This window comes from Brevibacillus sp. GCM10020057 (genome assembly GCF_042683565.1).
In the GTDB taxonomy this organism is placed as follows: Bacteria; Bacillota; Bacilli; order Brevibacillales; family Brevibacillaceae; genus Brevibacillus.
Window position 1 is genome coordinate 904,199 of the sequence record NZ_JBHUJW010000043.1, and the last position, 17,016, is coordinate 921,214.

General features: G+C 53.5%; 17 protein-coding genes. All 17 read right to left on the bottom strand.

The window, feature by feature from the left end; all coding sequences use genetic code 11:
• Positions 1-10 precede the first annotated feature (10 nt).
• The 17 genes from ACFSO0_RS18115 to mce all read right to left on the bottom strand — a co-directional run bounded on the left by ACFSO0_RS18115 (position 11) and on the right by mce (position 16,798).
• Positions 11-1,006, bottom strand: a complete 996-nt coding sequence (locus ACFSO0_RS18115; RefSeq protein WP_376882660.1) for an ABC transporter ATP-binding protein — start codon at positions 1,004-1,006, stop codon at positions 11-13.
• Positions 1,007-1,020: 14 nt separating this feature from the next.
• Positions 1,021-1,938 (bottom strand): ABC transporter permease, encoded by a 918-nt coding sequence (locus tag ACFSO0_RS18120; protein ID WP_376882661.1) that lies wholly within the window; start codon positions 1,936-1,938, stop codon positions 1,021-1,023.
• Positions 1,939-1,945: 7 nt separating this feature from the next.
• Positions 1,946-2,878, bottom strand: a complete 933-nt coding sequence (locus tag ACFSO0_RS18125) for an ABC transporter permease (RefSeq protein WP_376882664.1) — start codon at positions 2,876-2,878, stop codon at positions 1,946-1,948.
• Positions 2,879-3,140: 262 nt separating this feature from the next.
• Complete coding sequence (locus tag ACFSO0_RS18130; RefSeq protein WP_376882667.1) at positions 3,141-4,793, bottom strand: peptide ABC transporter substrate-binding protein; 1,653 nt, start codon at positions 4,791-4,793, stop codon at positions 3,141-3,143.
• Positions 4,794-4,905: 112 nt separating this feature from the next.
• On the bottom strand, positions 4,906-5,376 hold the full coding sequence (locus ACFSO0_RS18135; RefSeq protein WP_376882669.1) for an Lrp/AsnC family transcriptional regulator: 471 nt from the start codon (positions 5,374-5,376) through the stop codon (positions 4,906-4,908).
• A gap of 324 nt (positions 5,377-5,700) precedes the next feature.
• Positions 5,701-7,005 carry a pyrimidine-nucleoside phosphorylase gene (locus ACFSO0_RS18140; RefSeq protein ID WP_376882672.1) on the bottom strand — a complete coding sequence of 435 codons (1,305 nt, stop codon included), beginning with the start codon at positions 7,003-7,005 and terminating at the stop codon, positions 5,701-5,703.
• A 26-nt stretch (positions 7,006-7,031) separates the two neighbouring features.
• Positions 7,032-7,841 carry a purine-nucleoside phosphorylase gene (locus tag ACFSO0_RS18145; RefSeq protein WP_376882674.1) on the bottom strand — a complete coding sequence of 270 codons (810 nt, stop codon included), beginning with the start codon at positions 7,839-7,841 and terminating at the stop codon, positions 7,032-7,034.
• Between the two features lie 57 nt (positions 7,842-7,898).
• The gene (gene deoB, locus ACFSO0_RS18150; protein WP_376882676.1) at positions 7,899-9,071 is read right to left on the bottom strand and encodes a phosphopentomutase; all 1,173 of its coding nucleotides are present in this window, start codon (positions 9,069-9,071) and stop codon (positions 7,899-7,901) included.
• Positions 9,072-9,212: 141 nt separating this feature from the next.
• Positions 9,213-10,100 carry a site-specific tyrosine recombinase XerD gene (xerD, locus tag ACFSO0_RS18155; protein ID WP_376882678.1) on the bottom strand — a complete coding sequence of 296 codons (888 nt, stop codon included), beginning with the start codon at positions 10,098-10,100 and terminating at the stop codon, positions 9,213-9,215.
• A 105-nt stretch (positions 10,101-10,205) separates the two neighbouring features.
• The gene (locus ACFSO0_RS18160) at positions 10,206-10,445 is read right to left on the bottom strand and encodes a YqzK family protein (RefSeq protein ID WP_376882680.1); all 240 of its coding nucleotides are present in this window, start codon (positions 10,443-10,445) and stop codon (positions 10,206-10,208) included.
• Positions 10,446-10,639: 194 nt separating this feature from the next.
• On the bottom strand, positions 10,640-11,104 hold the full coding sequence (gene fur, locus ACFSO0_RS18165) for a ferric iron uptake transcriptional regulator (protein WP_275296701.1): 465 nt from the start codon (positions 11,102-11,104) through the stop codon (positions 10,640-10,642).
• Positions 11,105-11,198: 94 nt separating this feature from the next.
• Positions 11,199-11,825 (bottom strand): stage II sporulation protein M, encoded by a 627-nt coding sequence (gene spoIIM, locus ACFSO0_RS18170; RefSeq protein WP_376882683.1) that lies wholly within the window; start codon positions 11,823-11,825, stop codon positions 11,199-11,201.
• Positions 11,826-11,899: 74 nt separating this feature from the next.
• Positions 11,900-13,084: an endonuclease Q family protein gene (locus ACFSO0_RS18175; RefSeq protein WP_376882686.1), complete on the bottom strand. Its 1,185-nt coding sequence runs from the start codon at positions 13,082-13,084 to the stop codon at positions 11,900-11,902.
• A complete protein-coding gene (locus tag ACFSO0_RS18180; protein ID WP_376882688.1) occupies positions 13,077-13,634 on the bottom strand; it encodes an NUDIX domain-containing protein in 558 nt (185 codons plus the stop codon). The genes ACFSO0_RS18175 and ACFSO0_RS18180 overlap by 8 nt, the downstream gene beginning before the upstream one ends.
• Positions 13,635-13,792: 158 nt before the next feature.
• Complete coding sequence (locus ACFSO0_RS18185; protein ID WP_376882690.1) at positions 13,793-14,995, bottom strand: DUF3866 family protein; 1,203 nt, start codon at positions 14,993-14,995, stop codon at positions 13,793-13,795.
• A gap of 126 nt (positions 14,996-15,121) precedes the next feature.
• Complete coding sequence (locus tag ACFSO0_RS18190; RefSeq protein ID WP_376882693.1) at positions 15,122-16,237, bottom strand: M20/M25/M40 family metallo-hydrolase; 1,116 nt, start codon at positions 16,235-16,237, stop codon at positions 15,122-15,124.
• 132 nt (positions 16,238-16,369) lie between these two features.
• On the bottom strand, positions 16,370-16,798 hold the full coding sequence (gene mce, locus ACFSO0_RS18195; protein WP_376882696.1) for a methylmalonyl-CoA epimerase: 429 nt from the start codon (positions 16,796-16,798) through the stop codon (positions 16,370-16,372).
• Positions 16,799-17,016: the final 218 nt, after the last annotated feature.

Consider the following 17,016-nt stretch of genomic DNA (forward strand, 5'->3'; position numbering starts at 1 on the left):
ACCCCTCCTCCTACGATCCTGCGCGGTTCTGAGCAAGCGGATGCTGAAGCCAGCAGGCTGCTCGTTGGGTCGCGCTGATGTCTTTCAACTCAGGATCGAACTCTTGGCACACGCGCATTGCCGATTCGCACCGTGCCGTAAAGCCGCAGCCAACTGGCGGACGGAGCAGATCCGGCGGAGTCCCGAAGATCGGAGTCAACGGTTCGTCGCGGTTCAGGTCAAGACGGGGAACGGAGCGCAGCAGACCTTTGGTGTACGGGTGTTGCGGGTTGTAGAAAATATCGTCTACGGTTCCCGTTTCAATCACCTTCCCGGCGTACATGACGATTACGCGGTCGCACATCTCGGCCACGACACCAAGGTCATGGGTAATCAGAATAATGGACGTGCCTGTTTTCTTTTGCAATTCTTTCATCAGGTCGAGAATTTGCGCCTGGATGGTTACGTCCAGCGCCGTCGTCGGCTCGTCCGCAATCAGCAGCTTCGGAGAGCATGCCAGCGCGATGGCGATCATCGCGCGTTGCCGCATCCCGCCGGAAAATTCGTGCGGATACTGCTCGACGCGTTTTTCCGGCTGCGGAATTCCTACCATGGTCAGCAGTTCGATCGCACGTTGGCGCGCAGCAGTGCGCGACATGTTCTGGTGCTTGATCAGACCCTCTGTAATCTGGTTCCCGACTGTCATGGTCGGGTTCAGCGAGGTCATCGGGTCCTGGAAGATCATCCCGATGTCTTTCCCGCGGATACTCTCCATCTCTTTATTGGATTTTTTGACGATGTCCTCGCCGTTAAAAAGGATTTCCCCTTTTTTGATTTCGCCAGGAGGCATCGGAATCAGCTTCATCAAGGATTGCGCGGTTACCGACTTGCCACAGCCGGACTCCCCTACGATTGCAACTGCTTCCCCGCGGTTCACGTGAAAGTTGACACCGCGTACTGCTTTTACTTCTCCTGCATACGTGTGGAAGGAGACATGCAGGTCTTTTACCTCAAGAATGCGTTCCATATCGATGATCCCTCCTATTTCCGCAGGCGTGGGTCTACTGCGTCGCGCAGACCGTCACCGAACAAGTTAAAGGCCAAGATAGTCACGGAGATAAACACGGCCGGGAACATCAAACGCCATGGATAGTACTTCATGGCCGACAGACCTTCAGACGACATCGTGCCCCATGATGCAACAGGTGCTGCTACCCCCAATCCGATAAAGGAGAGGAAGGACTCTGCGAAGATAGCAGAAGGTACGGTCAAGCTCAAGGTAACGATGATCGGACCGAGAGCGTTTGGAATCAGGTGCTTGAAGATCAGGCGTTTGGAATCTGCTCCAAGGGAACGGGCAGCCAGAACGAACTCTTGTGACTTCAATTGAAGCATTTGCCCCCGGACGATCCGCGCCATCCCGATCCAGCCCGTGATCGTCAAGGCGATAATAATCGTCCCTACCCCTGGTTCTAACACAACCATCAGCAAAATCACAACGAGAAGATATGGAATAGCAAACAAAATATCGGCGATACGCATAAGGATCTCATCTACTTTGCCGCCGTAAAATCCGGCGAGACCGCCCCAGATTACACCGATGACCAAGTCGATAAAGGCGGCGGCAAGGCCTACTTCCAGAGAAATACGAGCACCATACCAAATCCGTACGAACATATCGCGGCCCAGATCGTCCGTGCCAAACCAGTGTTCAGCGGACGGCTTTTTGTTCTTTCCGGCCAAATCCGTCGTAAAATAGTCGTTCGTGGTAACGAATGGAACGACGATTGCCGCCACGACCAAAACAGCGATAAAGATCAGCGATACCATGGCTACTTTATTCATTTTCAAACGGCGCCACACGTCAGCCCAGAAAGACAGGCTGGGACGTTTGATGGCTTCCGATTGGCGAAGGTCAACTGAAATAGGCTCAAAATGCTCTTTCGTCAATTGTTGCATCGTTTCATTACTCCCTTCCTGCGTCTGCCAATTTGATACGTGGGTCTACCAGTGTGTACGCAATGTCAACGATCAGGATCATGACAACCAGGATGATGGAGTAGAAAACGGTCGTCCCCATGATCACGGTGTAGTCGCGGTTGGTAATGGAGAGAACGAACTCGCGACCCAGACCAGGAACACCGAAGATACGCTCGATAACGAATGCCCCTGTCAAGATGTTGGCAATCAACGGACCCAGGTAAGTGATAACTGGCAAGAGTGCATTGCGGATCGCGTGCTTCACCGTGATGGTAACGGTGTTCAAACCTTTTGCTCTCGCCGTTTTGATATAATCCTGGCCCAGAACCTCAATCATATTGGAACGGGTCAGACGCGCGATAAACGCCATTGGCGATGCAGCCAAGGCCAGGGACGGGAGAATCGTGTACTCGAAGCCCTCCCATTTCGCGATCGGCAACAAGCCCCATTTAATCGAGAAGAAGTATTGGAGAAAAGATGCCAGGATAAACCCTGGAACAGACAGGCCCAATACAGCCAGCACCATTGCGGAATAGTCCTGCCACTTGTTGTGCTTCAGCGCAGCGATGACACCGAGAATGATTCCACCGAATACTGCCACGAGGAGTGCCTGTGCACCCAGATGAGCGGAAACAGGAAAACCGCGATTGATCATCTCATTGACCGTCGAAGATTTTTCCGTGAAGGACGGACCCAGATCCCAGGTCACAACACCTTTCAAATAGTCGAGATACTGCTCGTGTAGCGGCAAGTTGAGTTTGTATTTGGCCTCCAGAGCCGCTTTGATCTCTTCTGGCACATTTTTTTCCGACGTAAAAGGTCCACCCGGTACTGCTTTCATGATGAAGAAAGTGGCCGTTACGATCAAGAAGAGTGAGATGAGCATAAAGATGATGCGCTTACCAAGATAACGGATCAACTAACTTACCTCCTTGACAGATAATGAATGCTTTCACGTCCCATCTTTACACTGCGGACGTTACCGACACAGTGCAAAAATCGGCTGTGTAAATAACCCTGGATGATCTCTTGCTTTTAATTTTTCTCTACTGGCGTGTTGCCATCTATCATTTATATGGAAAGGGTCGGAATACGAGAGGGTATATGGTCCGCCATATACCCTCTCGCTACCTGGCCCGATTCCTTCGTGTGAATCAACCTGCATGGTATAGAAAACGGTATTACTCGATGTATGCGCCTTTCCAGTCTATGTCTCCAAGACCGGTGATTTGAACGCCTTTGACATTCGGATTTTGCACCCAGGACTCGGTGTAGAAGTAGATCGGCATGATCGGCATGTCATCCATCAGCACTTGTTCTGCTTCCGCCAAAATCTGTTTGCGTTTGTCGAGGTCAGATTCGAGGGAAGATTTGTTCAGCAGCTCTTTGAACTTCGGATTTTCCCAACGGGTATCGTTGTTGCCGCCATTTTTGTCCTTGTACAGCTCGAGGAAGTTGATCGGGTCGTTGAAGTCGCCCAGCCAGCCCATCCGTCCGACCTGGAAGTTCCCTTCGTGCAAGTCTTCAAGATATACTTTCCACTCTTTGTTTTCGAGCTTCACATCAACGCCGAGGTTTTTCTTCCATTGGTCCTGGATCGCCTCAGCAATCTTTTTGTGCGCTTCGGAAGTGTTGTACGACAGCGTAATCGGAGGCAATTTGGAAATTCCGAGTTCTTTCATTCCCTCATCCAGCAACTTTTTCGCGGTTTCTACGTCATTATCTTTGAAGTAGCCGTTCGGATTCAGCACCATGGAAGGCGGTACTGCACCGGTTGCCGGAAGTTGACCAGTCTGCAGGATGTTGTCGATCAGCCCTTGGCGATCGATCGCAAACGCAAACGCTTTACGGATTTTGACGTTGTTAAACGGCGGCTTCTCAGTATTGAATTTATACCAGTAAGTGCCGGCAATTGGCTTGGTCGTAATTTTGCCTTGCTCTTTCAAGGCCGGAATCGCATCTGTCGGCAATGAGCTCATTGGCGCCCCTGCCCAGTCAAGCTCACCGTTTTCAAACATGGACAGCTCGGTATTTTCGTCTTCTACCATGGAGAACTCGATCTTGTCGAGCTTTACGTTGTCCTTGTCCCAATAGTTTTCGTTTTTCACGAGCACCATTTTGCTCTTATGTTCCCAAGACTCAATTTTGAACGGTCCGTTCCCTACGTGAGTTGCTGCTTCACCAGCCCATTTTCCGTTCGCTTCCACGACTTTTTGGTTTACCGGGAAGTAGGTACGGAATGCCAGCAGTTCCAGGAAGAATGGAGTTGGGTTCTCCAGTTTTACTTCCAGAGTTTTGTCGTCAAGTGCTTTTACTCCGACGTCGTCCAGCTTGGCCTCGCCTTTGTTCGCTTTTTCCCCGTTTTTGATGTAGTACAGCTGATAAGCGTAGTTGGAAGCCGTTTTTGGATCGAGAGCGCGCTTCCAGGCGTATTCAAAGTCATGCGCTGTTACTGGATCACCGTTGCTCCACTTGGCATCGCGGATTTTGAAGGTGTACGTGAGCTTGTCGTCAGAGACGGTGTAGCTCTCCGCTGCTGCTTCGTGCGGTTTTTCGTCCGCGCCAATCCGGGTCAAGCCGTCAAAGGTGGCCAGAATCACGGCACCGGAAGTCGTATCCTCTGCAATGCCAGGGTCAGCTGTCGGCGGCTCCGAGTGAAGGTTGATCCGCAGCACTTGCGGTTTTTTCTCCGCAGGCGCAGCAGGTGTTTGGGATTGAGTGTTGCCGGCAGGTTGTTGTGCCGGCTCAGCAGCTTGTTGTCCCCCGCCGCAGCCAGCGAGAGCGGTTCCCAGAACGGCTACAGAACTTACCAGTGCAAAAATATTCTTTTTCAACGCAATTACCCCCATTACATTTTTCTTTTTTGTCTTTTTTCAGAAAATAAAGGGCGAAAAAAGGAACGTAACGCGAAGCAAATCGACTTCGGCTGGACGGCATCAACTCCTTTCACTGCAAGGTCACCCCGTCTTCCTGAACGAAAGAGAAGGAATCTTTGTACTGCTTCAACTCCAGAGACACATCCGCTGCAGCAATTCCTTCAATTTGAGAGAGTCGTTCGTTGACAAAGGTGATCAGTTCATCATTGGTATGGAAACACGCTTGGATGATCAAGTCGTGCTTACCGCTGAACGCACCCACGAACCGCACGGCACTGATCTTGCTCAGCTCCTCTGCAACATATTTCTGCATGCCGAGCTTCGTGGTCAAACCGATAATCGCCTGTACATGTAGTCCCAGCTTTTCACGGTCGGGATGGATCACGAATTGGAAGACCCCGTCTTGCAACAAGCGAGTGATGCGAGAGCGAATCGTACCTTCACTAACACCAAGTTGATGCGCGATTTCTGTATACGGTGTTCGTCCGTCTTCCTGAAGAATTTGCAGGATCTGCTTGTCAACATGGTCTAGCTTTTTCATACATACGATTTTCCGGGAACCTCCGTCCTTTTTTTACGAAATTCGCAAAAATCTTTTACAATATCTTTGTTACATTAAAAGTAATCTGAATTGATAGTGGTGTCAACGAAATTTGACAAGTAGAAAAATAAAACATTATAAAGAGCGCATGACCCATCAAATATTTTTTCTCGAATTTCTCCCTCTATCTTACCTCGCAGACGGCAAATTGAAAATATGATCCCCACACTTAAATCCATTCAAATGCGATATGAATTTAACGGAAAAGAGGCGTGCAGCGCTGCTGTCTGCATACCTCTTTCCTTAACCTGCAAAGCAATTGCTTTATTCCATGATTTTATAAATGAGCGGCTGCTCCGCCGGGGGATTCGCCGCAATATCGAACGCCCCTTCCAATTCCTGGAGAGCGCTGCGCAAAAGCTCCTCTTTGTTCGCATGAATGGTCATGAGCACATCACCGGCGCGGACGGCATCCCCGCGTTTTTTGTGCAGGACGAATCCCACCGCCAAATCGATGCCCATCTCTTTCGTCAAACGGCCTGCCCCGAGCACGACCGAAGCATGACCGACAGCCTCTGCGTCGATCCCGGCTACAAAGCCGTCTGTCTGGGCGATGACTTCGTGGCGGATCGCCGCCTGCGGCAAACGCTCCGGCTCATACACTTCGCGCTTGTCTCCGCCTTGGGCCTCGACCATTTGGGCAAGCTTCTCCACTGCCGCTCCGGAAGCCATAATTTCCTCCAGCTTGGCGCGTCCCTCCTGCTCGCCCGCGACCAGACCGCCCAGCACGAGCATGCGCGAGCCGATTGCCAGCGCCAGCTCGGTCAAATCGCGCGGACCTCTGCCTGCCAGCGTCTCGATTGCCTCTTTCACTTCCAGAGCATTCCCCACAGCAAAGCCCAGCGGCTGGTTCATGTCGCTGATAACCGCCACTGTCTTGCGCCCAACCTGACTGCCAATCTCCACCATCGCGCGCGCCAGCGTCTCTGCCTCCTCCAGGTTTTTCATAAACGCGCCCTTCCCGACTTTTACGTCGAGCAGGATGGCATCTGCGCCGGCCGCGATTTTTTTGGACATGATGGAACTGGCGATCAGCGGAACCGCTTCGACGGTCGCCGTCACATCACGCAGGGCGTACAGCTTTTTATCTGCCGGCGTCAGGTTGCCGGACTGTCCAATGACCGACACGCCGATATCGCGCACCTGCTGCAAAAACTGCTCGCGCGTGCGCTCTACCGCAAAGCCTGCAAACGACTCCAGCTTGTCAATCGTCCCGCCGGAATAGCCCAGGCCGCGACCGGACATCTTGGCGACCGGAATGCCTGCTGCCGCGACGAGAGGGGCGACCACAAGCGTCGTCTTGTCCCCCACTCCGCCTGTGCTGTGCTTGTCGACTTTGATACCGGAAAGTGACGACAGGTCCAACTGCTCGCCGGAGCCTGCCATTGCCAAGGTCAGATCGCCGGTCTCCCGCGGTGTCATCCCGCGAAAATAGACCGCCATCGCCCACGCTGACATCTGGTAGTCGGGAATGCTCCCCTCTGTATATCCTTTGATCAGAAACTGGATTTCTTCTGTCGTAAGTTCGCCGCCGTCTCTTTTTTTGGCGATAATATCGACCATGCGCATCGCATGTCCCTCCTTTTGACTCCCGCTTACAGCTTGGCAACGATCCCGTTTACCAGCGACAGGAACTGTGTTTTTACTTTTTCGGTCGTTTCCATCACTTCGTCGTGGGACAGCGGCTGCTCCAGAATGCCGGCAGCCATATTGCTGATGCACGAAATGCCGAGCACTTTCACGCCCATATGGCGAGCCGCGATAACTTCCGGAACTGTGGACATGCCGACAGCGTCCCCGCCCAAAATGCGAAGCATGCGGATCTCCGCCGGCGTCTCGTAGCTTGGCCCGAGCAGGCCCACGTACACCCCTTCACGCAGTTCGATGCCCTGCTCCGCTGCCACTTCTTTCGCCAACTGGCGCAGCTCCCTGGAGTACGCCTCCGACATGTCCGGGAAGCGAGGGCCCATCTCCTCGTCATTCGGGCCGATCAGCGGATTGCGGAACGTCATGTTGATATGGTCGGAAATGAGCATGAGGTTGCCTGGATCGAAGTTTTCATTGATGCCCCCTGCTGCATTCGTCACGATGATCGTCTCGACTCCGAGCAGCTTCATCACGCGAATCGGGAAGACGACAGCGTCGAGGCCATGGCCTTCATAAAAGTGGAAGCGTCCTTGCATAGCCACGACCTGTTTGCCCTGCAGCTTGCCGATGACGAGCTGTCCTTTGTGGCCCACAACAGTCGATACAGTGAAACCGGGAATTTCGTGATACGGAATGACAACCGGATTCTCGATTTCATCTGCCAGCACGCCGAGACCGGAGCCGAGCACCAGGCCGATGGTAGGTTTTTCTGTCACTTTTGGTTGAATATAGGCGACTGCTTCATGGAAATTTGCCACGAGAAACACTCCTTTATATCTGTTTCTTCTATATAAATGTTTATAAACACTTCATCTTTATAAATGACTCAGGAAGCTTTTTCCGATCACGGGCAGTTGCACACCAAAATTATCCGCAATCGTTGCTCCCAGATCGGCAAACGTCTCGCGAATGCCGAGATCCGTCCCGGCTGCGATGCCTTTGTGGTAAGCGAGCAGCGGCACGTATTCCCGCGTATGGTCGGTGCCGTGGTGAACCGGATCATTACCGTGGTCTGCAGTAATGATGAGCAGGTCCTCGTCTCCCATTGCGGACAACAGCTCCGGAATGCGCGCGTCGAACTCCATGAGCGCTTGACCGTATCCTTGAGGATCGCGGCGATGGCCGAATTTGGCGTCAAAGTCGACGAGATTGACAAAGCTAAGTCCCGTGAATGTCTCTTTCATCGTGGCGAGCAGCTGGTCGACTCCGTCCATGTTATCTTTCGTGCGGATCGCCTTCGTGACTCCTTCTTCGGCGTAAATGTCGCTGATCTTGCCGATGGCGATGGAAGCCAGCCCGGCGTCCTGCAAACGGTTCATGACCGTCGGGGCAAACGGCTTCACCGAGTAGTCGTGGCGGTTCGACGTCCGCGTGAAGTTGCCTGGCTCCCCTACGAATGGCCGTGCGATCACGCGCGTAACCGCATATTCGTCGCGCAGCGTCAGCTCACGCGCGATCTGGCAGATGCGGTACAGCTCCTCCAGCGGCACGACATCTTCATGCGCAGCCACCTGGAATACGCTGTCGGCCGACGTATAGACGATCACGTCGCCCGTTTTCATATGCTGCTCGCCCAGTTCGTCGAGAATATCCGTGCCAGATGCGACTTTGTTGCCCAGCACCTTGCGGCCGATCCGCTGCTCGAACTCCTGAATCAGGCTGGCCGGAAACCCGTCCGGATATGTGTTGAACGGGGTCGAGACATGCAGCCCCATGATTTCCCAGTGCCCTGTCGTCGTGTCCTTGCCCATGGAAATCTCCTGCATTTTGCCATAGTGGGCGAGCGGCGTTGCGGCTGGCGGCACATTGTTCAAGGGCGCGATATTGCCCAGCCCCAGCTTTTCCAGATTGGGCAGACGAAAGCCCTCTACCCGTTCGGCAATGTGCCCCAGGGTGTGCGCGCCTTCATCATGGAATCGGGGCGCGTCCGGAAGTTCTCCGATACCCACGCTGTCCATAACGATCAAAAATACTCGAGAAAAACGCAATGCAAACGCCTCCAGTTCCAAAATAAGTATCGTTTGCGATCAAGTCGTCAGACGTCTGACCTGATGCAAAAAAGTTTGCTCCGCCTCACAGTATGACGGAGTCTCTTGTCTCTTTTGGTATCGCCCTGCCCACCGCGCCGATTATGCCCGCGGGTGAGTCTTGGCATATATGTCCTTGATCCGGGTGCGTGTGACGTGCGTGTAAATCTGGGTGGTGGAAATATCTGCATGACCGAGCATTTCCTGTACGGAACGCAAGTCTGCTCCATTTTCCAGCAGGTGAGTGGCAAACGAATGGCGAAGCGTATGCGGCGTGATCTCCGTACGAATGTCGGCTTTCTGTGCATATCGCTTGATGATCTTCCAAAAACCTTGCCTTGTGATCTGCTTTCCCAGATGATTCAAAAACAGCGCCGTCTCACCCGTCCCTTTGACCAGCTTGGGACGGCCTGCTTGCAAGTAGTGCCGCACCATCTGAATGGCGACAGAGCCCAGTGGAATAATCCGTTCCTTGGAGCCTTTACCCATGCATTTCACAAAACCCATTTCGAGATTCACATCCGCTGCGTCGAGATTGACCAGCTCGGAGACGCGAATCCCTGTCGCGTACAATAGCTCAAGCATCGCCTTGTCTCGCAGCCCTGCAGGATGATGAACGGGAGGACTGTCCAGCAGCCGCTCCACTTCTTCGATGGAGAGCACCTTTGGCAGCCGCTTCTCGATCTTCGGCGTCTCCAGATGGATCGACGGGTCCTTTTCGATGTATTTGTCCCGAACGAGAAACTGGTAGAATGCTCGGATCGACGCCATGTTCCGCGAGAGCGTGGCCGTGGCCCTCCCTTTTTCCCGCAGTTCAAGCAAGTACCCTACGATCTGCATCCGCGTCGAATCCTCGATACGGGTGACGCCTTGTTCCTGCAAATACGTGGTATAGGCCACCATATCCCGCTGATACGATTCCAGGGTGTTGCGCGATAGCCCTTTTTCTACAGCGAGATAATGGATGAATTGATCAATCAGACTGTCCATGAAGCTGTCCCCTTCAGGTGATAAGTATCCTGTACATTTTTCCACGCCGAAAAAGAAACTCCTGCTTTACTCACAAAAAAATGATGGCAGACGCGAATCCGCAACTTACTCGCCAGTCAGGTAAAACAGCTGCAGCCTCGAGAAGTATCCTTCCAGATCCTGCGTCTGCGGGGAATTGACGAGCGCGATCACCTTTACGGCGTTTCCGTGCGGCTCTTCATACGGGTTGGCGGGGAGCAGCTTTTCGGACAACAACGCGATGATTCCATAGGAGAGCAAGGTGCACGTCACGAACAGAAGCAAAAAACGCAGCCCCTCCATGATGCGGCGGTACGGGAACCGCATATTCACCCCTCCTCTTCGTTTCCATCCATTATATGCTCTTGTCCGCGCCTTCATTCAACGCTGGAGCGGAATATCGGTCAGGCCGCCTCTGTCCTGTTACCTTTAATATAATGCCACACGGATTCGATGACCATAACCTGCTGGGGTATCCGGGAAGAAAAAGAAAAAACTTCTCCGTTCCCAGAGAAGTTTTCTTATTTGAAGTCCTCTACGTTGACCTTATCGATGCAACGATTGCAAATGCCGTAGAAGGTCAAGCGGTGGTCGGTAATGTAAAAGTTGTAAACATTCTTGACTTTTTCTTCTGCCGTGACGAGCAGGTCTTCAAATATTTCATCGACGGTGCCACAGTTCAGGCAGATCAGATGGTGGTGATGATAGGCTGCATTGTCATCACGCAGATCGTACCGCGCTACGCCATCGCCAAAGTTCATTTTGTGAAGGATTTTCAATTCGCTCAAAAGCTCTAACGTCCGGTATACAGTGGCAAGTCCGATTTCCGGAGCTTTGTCCTTCACCAGGAGATAGACATCTTCCGCGCTCAGATGGTCTTCCTCGTTTTCCAACAGCACGCGAACAGTGGCTTCACGCTGTGGTGTCAACTTGTAATTTTGCGAATGCAATTGTTGCTTGATTTTCTCTAATTTTTCTTCCAACATTAATGCCCCTCCCCGCTCGCATGAAACCTGTTCCTATTATAGTAGAGGGTACTTGGATAAGTCAAATACAGAAGTTCTTACATGAGAATCATTATTAAGTAAGGACGAGCTGCATCAGCTTCGGCGAGACAAACGTCTCGAACAAGGCAGCCAGCGTCAGCACCGCCAGCATACAGACCACAAGTGCGGTATAGCTCACAAAGTGCGGCAGAATGCCATCCCGTTTGCTGACCAGCCTCGTCTTGATCAATCGCAAGGAAAAGGAAATTCCGCTCACGCCCACGATGAACAGCGCCGGAACGACCAGCAAATTTTGCGGCAGCACACCCATCATGGCAAACGTGACCCCGTGCCATTGCAGTTGGTTAACCAGAAAGCCGACAGTAAAGCCGACGACAACTCCTTTCAAAAACAGCATGAGCAGGATCATTGGCAGGCCGATAATGGACAGGCCGAGCACCCACATGATCGCCACCGTTTTGGCATAATGCCCGAACGCTTCATAGAAGTGTCCGCTTGATTCAGGTATCCCCTGCGTCGACAAGCTGTTGAAAAAATATTGGAGGAAACCGGACAGCTCCTGCTTTTGGGAAAGCGGCAAGGAATTGACAAGCACGGCTCCGAAAATGATACCCATGGTGAAGAGGACGATCGTGAACCAATAGAGCGACTGATGATCCTTCGCATACGTATGGATAGTTTGTCCGACTCGTGAACGCACGTTGCGTCGCCTCCCGCTTCGCTGTTTACTGTACAGCCTATGCGGACGAGGAATACGCTATGCCAATCACTCATTCACTCCTGGACGATTCTGCCGTATGTCCCGGCTCCCCCCGCTTCGACTGCCAGCGCGCCTGTTCTGGCCTTTTCGATCAGAGAGGCGATTTTTTCACCCGCTACCGCCGCCAGCTCCTCATATCCCACCCGATGCAGCACGTTCATTTGCGTACCGAATGAGGCGTACAGCTTTTGCAGCAGCCTTGGTCCCACGCCCGGGATAAATTCGAGCGGGACCTGCTCAACATAGGGCGGACGATGAACCGGATGCTGTCCTTTTGGCAGGTCGGCGAGCTGTTCAATCCGTGCGGCCACCCCCCTGACGACGCGCTTGTGGCCGCACTCCGGACACCGTCCCGAAGCATCGGCAGGCAAGAGAGACTGGCAGTTTTGGCAGGCCGTCAAATGGTACTTGCCGAGCTGCGGCTGCAGCCCGTAGTTGACCGTCACCCTCCTGCCCTCCTGTCTGCGGAGGGCTTTTTCCCACTCCTTGTAGGAGCGCTCCTTCATCCGCATCACCTGGTACTCCCTGCCGATTTTCCCGAGGGAGTGGGCATCCGAATTGGTAAGAAATGTCTTGTCCCGCAGTTCGGACAGCTGATCCGCCATCTCTGTATTCGCGCTAAGTCCAAGCTCGACGGCAATGATCTTCGCCGGGTCCAGCACATCTGCGAGCGAATCCGCGCAGCTGCCGTACAGCCCTTTGTGCGGCGTGAAAATATGCGCCGGAATCAACAGGCCGCCAAGCTCCTCCACACAGCTTTGCAGTTCCTTGAAGCTGGCGTGAATGCGCTGCGAGCTTAACGTGACATTCTTGCAACGAGCGGACAGCCATTCGGTAAAAGAGCGCATCTCGCGCAGGGTCGGCATGTAGGCGAGAAAGTGTGCCTCGCCGCGCTCCCCCTCCTTGATCTCCACTTCGCAGCCCAAAATGAGCATCGTCTCCTTGTACAGGATGCCTCCGTCCGCATGCTCGATCGCCGCCCCGCTCTCCAGCAGATCGATCAGCTCCTCCTGAACTTCGGGCGAATGAGCGTCAATGATCCCGACGACATCCATTCCTTTGCGCTCCGACGCCTCTTCCAGGATGCGGGTCAGCGTCATCTGGCGGGAGGCCGTAATTTTCACGGGCTTCCCTGTGCGCGTGCCGCCGATGTGGATGTGCATGTCGCAGAAGTATTCGTGCAGCACGTTTTCAGCCATGCGAACGCAGCATCCGGTTCTCCCACGCAAACAGCGCGACGACGGTCTTGGCATCCCGGATTTCTCCTGATCGGTGCAGCTCCCGCGCTTCTGCCAAGGTCAGCTCCAGCACATCCACAAACTCGTCTTCATCCGGCCGGCTCTCGCCCTTTGTCAAGCCGGTCGCCACATACACATGGAGAAGCTCATCAGCGAAACCGGGAGAGGTGTAAAACGAACTAAGCAGCTCCATCTTTTTCGCCACATAGCCCGTCTCCTCCTCCAGCTCCCGAATGGCGCAGGAGAGCGGCTCTTCTCCCGGCTCCAGCTTTCCGGCAGGAATTTCTACAATCGTCCGCTCCAGCGGCTTGCGAAACTGTCGCACCGCTACCAGTTTTCCATCGTCAGTAATCGGCATGACGGCGACCGCTCCCTGATGATGAACGATTTCCCGCTTCGCTGTTTTTCCGTTCGGCAACTGGACTTCATCGACTTTCACCTTGATAATCCGTCCGTCGTAGATCGACTGGCTGGAAATGGTTTTTTCATGGAGATGCTCGTATTTGTTCATGACAAACCTCCCGTGTTTATTTTCTGCGTTCTAAATGCTCCGATTCGACCATAAGTTGGGAGCATGAAGCTTGTCCACACTATTGTAGCGGAGGAGATCAAGGATGAAAACCTATGTAAGCGAAAAGCAGTTGCGCATGGTCGGCAAGGCGTGGGAGATCAGGGCTGCCCTTCGTACTTGGTCGAAAAAAGAGCTAACCTTGCAAACGTATCTGGAGAGGAGAAGCCATGCGGGTCGGCGCTGAACGCACGGGCCAGTTCCGCCCGCCACGCGCTGAGGTGGTCTGCCGCCAGCACCGCGGTCTGAAACGGAACGGCATCAGTCTGCCAGCTCCTGCCCATAGTTGTAAAGGACATGCCGTATTCCCGTTCCATCCGGGCGATTCTGTCGATATTCGGTACTCTCCCTTTGACGATCAGATGCTTTTTCCCCGTTTCTCCTTTTGCCAACAATGCCATTTGCTTGCCGAGCAGCCCATCTCGCTCGTCGCCCAGCAGCGGCAGGGATAGCACGACGGGCCAAAGCACATACCGGGTCAGCAGCGCGAGGGTATGGTGGCTGATTCCCAAATGGCGCTGGCGCGGGTCCGCAAAACTGATTCGCGGGATCAACAGGGGAAAACCGCCGAGCGCCGAGACGGCATGAATAACTTCCGCAAGCTGAATTCCGGAAAAGGCATAGGGAGTCCCTGTCCCTGCCACACCTGGGCCAAGCATGCAGACTATGACATCAGCTCTCTCGACATGACGAGCCGCGAGCAGACCGCTGTGGATGGTGACTGCCTCCCGATCCCCTCCCCAGGCATGACCGGTCGTAACTGTCGCAGTCAGCAATCCCTTTTGCTTCAACCGATGGACATGCCTGCTCAAGGCAATAGGCAGGGAGGCGCCGTCCGGCATGACGTAGACGACTTTGGCTGCCGGATCATTTTCCTTCAAGGCGATCACTGCGACAGGCAGCAGGCTATGCAGTTCCCCGATCAAAACCGGCGTACCTTCCAGTGACAGGTCGTCCCGAACGAACAGTTCGTGGTATGGGCTCTCCTGCTCCTCGACGCAATCGACAGCAAGTTGCCAGGGGGAATAGCGCATTTTCATCACATGCCCCCACTTCCCCGGGGCCAGATCGCACCCGCTCATCTGGTCCGCTTTGCCCACGACCAGATGGTAACCGCCCGTCCCGAGCTGCAGCCTGACAGCGGTCGTGTTTACGATCAGCACCTCCCCCGGAAGGTATTCCTCGTCCGCAAACGACATCGCTTTCTCCTGCCTGCCCGTCTCAGCCATCGCTATATCCAGCAATTGCCACCCCGGTCGTTTTTCCGTGACCTGTACAACCGTCCCTGTTGCCAGACATAGCATAAGCCAACCTCCCTTCTGTCGCTTGACACAGTCTCTTTCCATTGTATGACCATTACGGCTTGGCCCAATCATGTCATGATGAAAAAAGCCGGGACACCTGTGGCATCCCGACCTGGTTTTCCTGTCTTATTCCTGTACTGCTTCGATGACCGCAAGCACCAATTCTGCCGCCTTGTTCAGCTCGGCGATGGGCATGCGCTCGTTTTTGGTGTGGATTTCTTCGTAGCCGATCGCGAAGTTTACGCTTGGGATGTTGTAGCCGTTGAATACGTTACCGTCGCTTCCCCCGCCGCTTGCGACCAGCTCCGGATTGCGTCCCACACGTTTCACCGCTTCGATCGCCTTTTTCACGACCGGTGTCTCTTCGTTGAACTTGTAGCCATGGTACATGAAAATGACGTCGTTCTCCACGGTAGCCCCCATTTCAGCTGCCGCTTCTTCAAACGCGGTGGTCATTTTCTTCACTTGCGCTTCCAGCTTATCCATTACCAGGCTGCGCGCTTCCGACCATACTTCTACATAGTCGGTCACGATGTTATACGCCTTGCCACCCTCGAACCGGCCGATATTGGCAGTCGTGTCGCTATCGATGCGACCGAGAGGCATGCGCGAGATCGCTTTGCTGGCGACAGTGATGGCGCTGATGCCGTCTTCCGGGTTGACCCCGGCATGCGCTGCTTTCCCGTGAATTTTGGTTACGATCCGGTACTGACCCGCACCAGCCACAGTGATTTTCCCTACTGGTCCTTCGGAATCGAGGATAAAGCCCATTTCCGCCTTCAGCAGGCTGGAATCCATCGCACGGGAGCCGACCAGGCCAGATTCTTCACCGACCGTCAGCACGACCTGGATCGTCGGATGAGGCAGGTTTTTTTCCTTCATGGTGCGGATGCCTTCAAAAATCGCGGCAATCCCGGCTTTGTCGTCCGCGCCCAAAATTGTCGTTCCATCGGAGTAGACATAGCCGTCACGAACTTGCGGCTTGACCCCGTTTCCAGGCACCACGGTATCCATATGGCTGCTGAACAGGATAACCGGACCATTCCCCGTACCTTCCAGAGTTGCGATCAGGTTGTTCCCGCCATGGCCTGTCTTGGCAGCGGCGTCGTCCTCCTGTACGGTAAAGCCAAGCTCGATCAGCTTGTCTTTCAGAACTTTGTTGATCTGCGCCTCGTTTTTCGTCTCACTGTCAATCTGGACGAGCTCCAAAAACTCGTTTAACAAACGGTCTTGATTGATCACGAGTGTTGCCTCCTCATTTTTTCCCGATTTTGGTACCTGTTCACAAGTTCCAGTATACCGCAAAAAAATTTTTTCTACCATGAGAACGTCCACTAAGCAAATGTGATTTTACAGCCGGAAGCTGTCTTGTGCTTATTCTGTACGGTCTGCGTCCTGCGGGTACTGACAAAGCTCATAGAGGACCCCGTTGGCTGCTTTCGGATGCAGGAAACCGATCCGGGCATGGTGTGCGCCGTCTTTCGGCTTTTCATGAATCAACGGAACTCCGCGCTCTTTCAAGGTGGCGAGACGCGCCTCTACATCGTCCACGTCCAGGGCGATATGATGGATGCCTTCCCCGCGCTTTTCCATAAACTTGGCTATCGGGCTCTCCGCCGAAAGCGGTTCCAAAAGCTCGATGCGGCTTTCCCCGATTGCCAAAAAGGCGACTCTGACTTGTTCGCTCGCCACTTCCTCCGTGCCGAGCAAGGTCAGACCAAGTTGCTCGGTATAAAAGGGAAGAACCTGATCCAGGCTTCTGACAGCAATTCCGATATGAGCGATTTTGTTCGGTGCTTTCACAGTAACTCATCCTTTTCTTTTCTATGGAATCATGTTTCCCCATCAGTCAGATGCTCATGACAGATGCTCCAGCCGGGACAACCATGGTTGCTCCGGCTCGTCCGATTCAGTAAAATTGAGGTATCTGCAACGAGTCTGATCCGGTTTCATCACAATTTTAGCACACAGGCTGGCCGGCAGCCCCGAAATTTTCCTTGTCCGTTTGATTTCCCCGACCA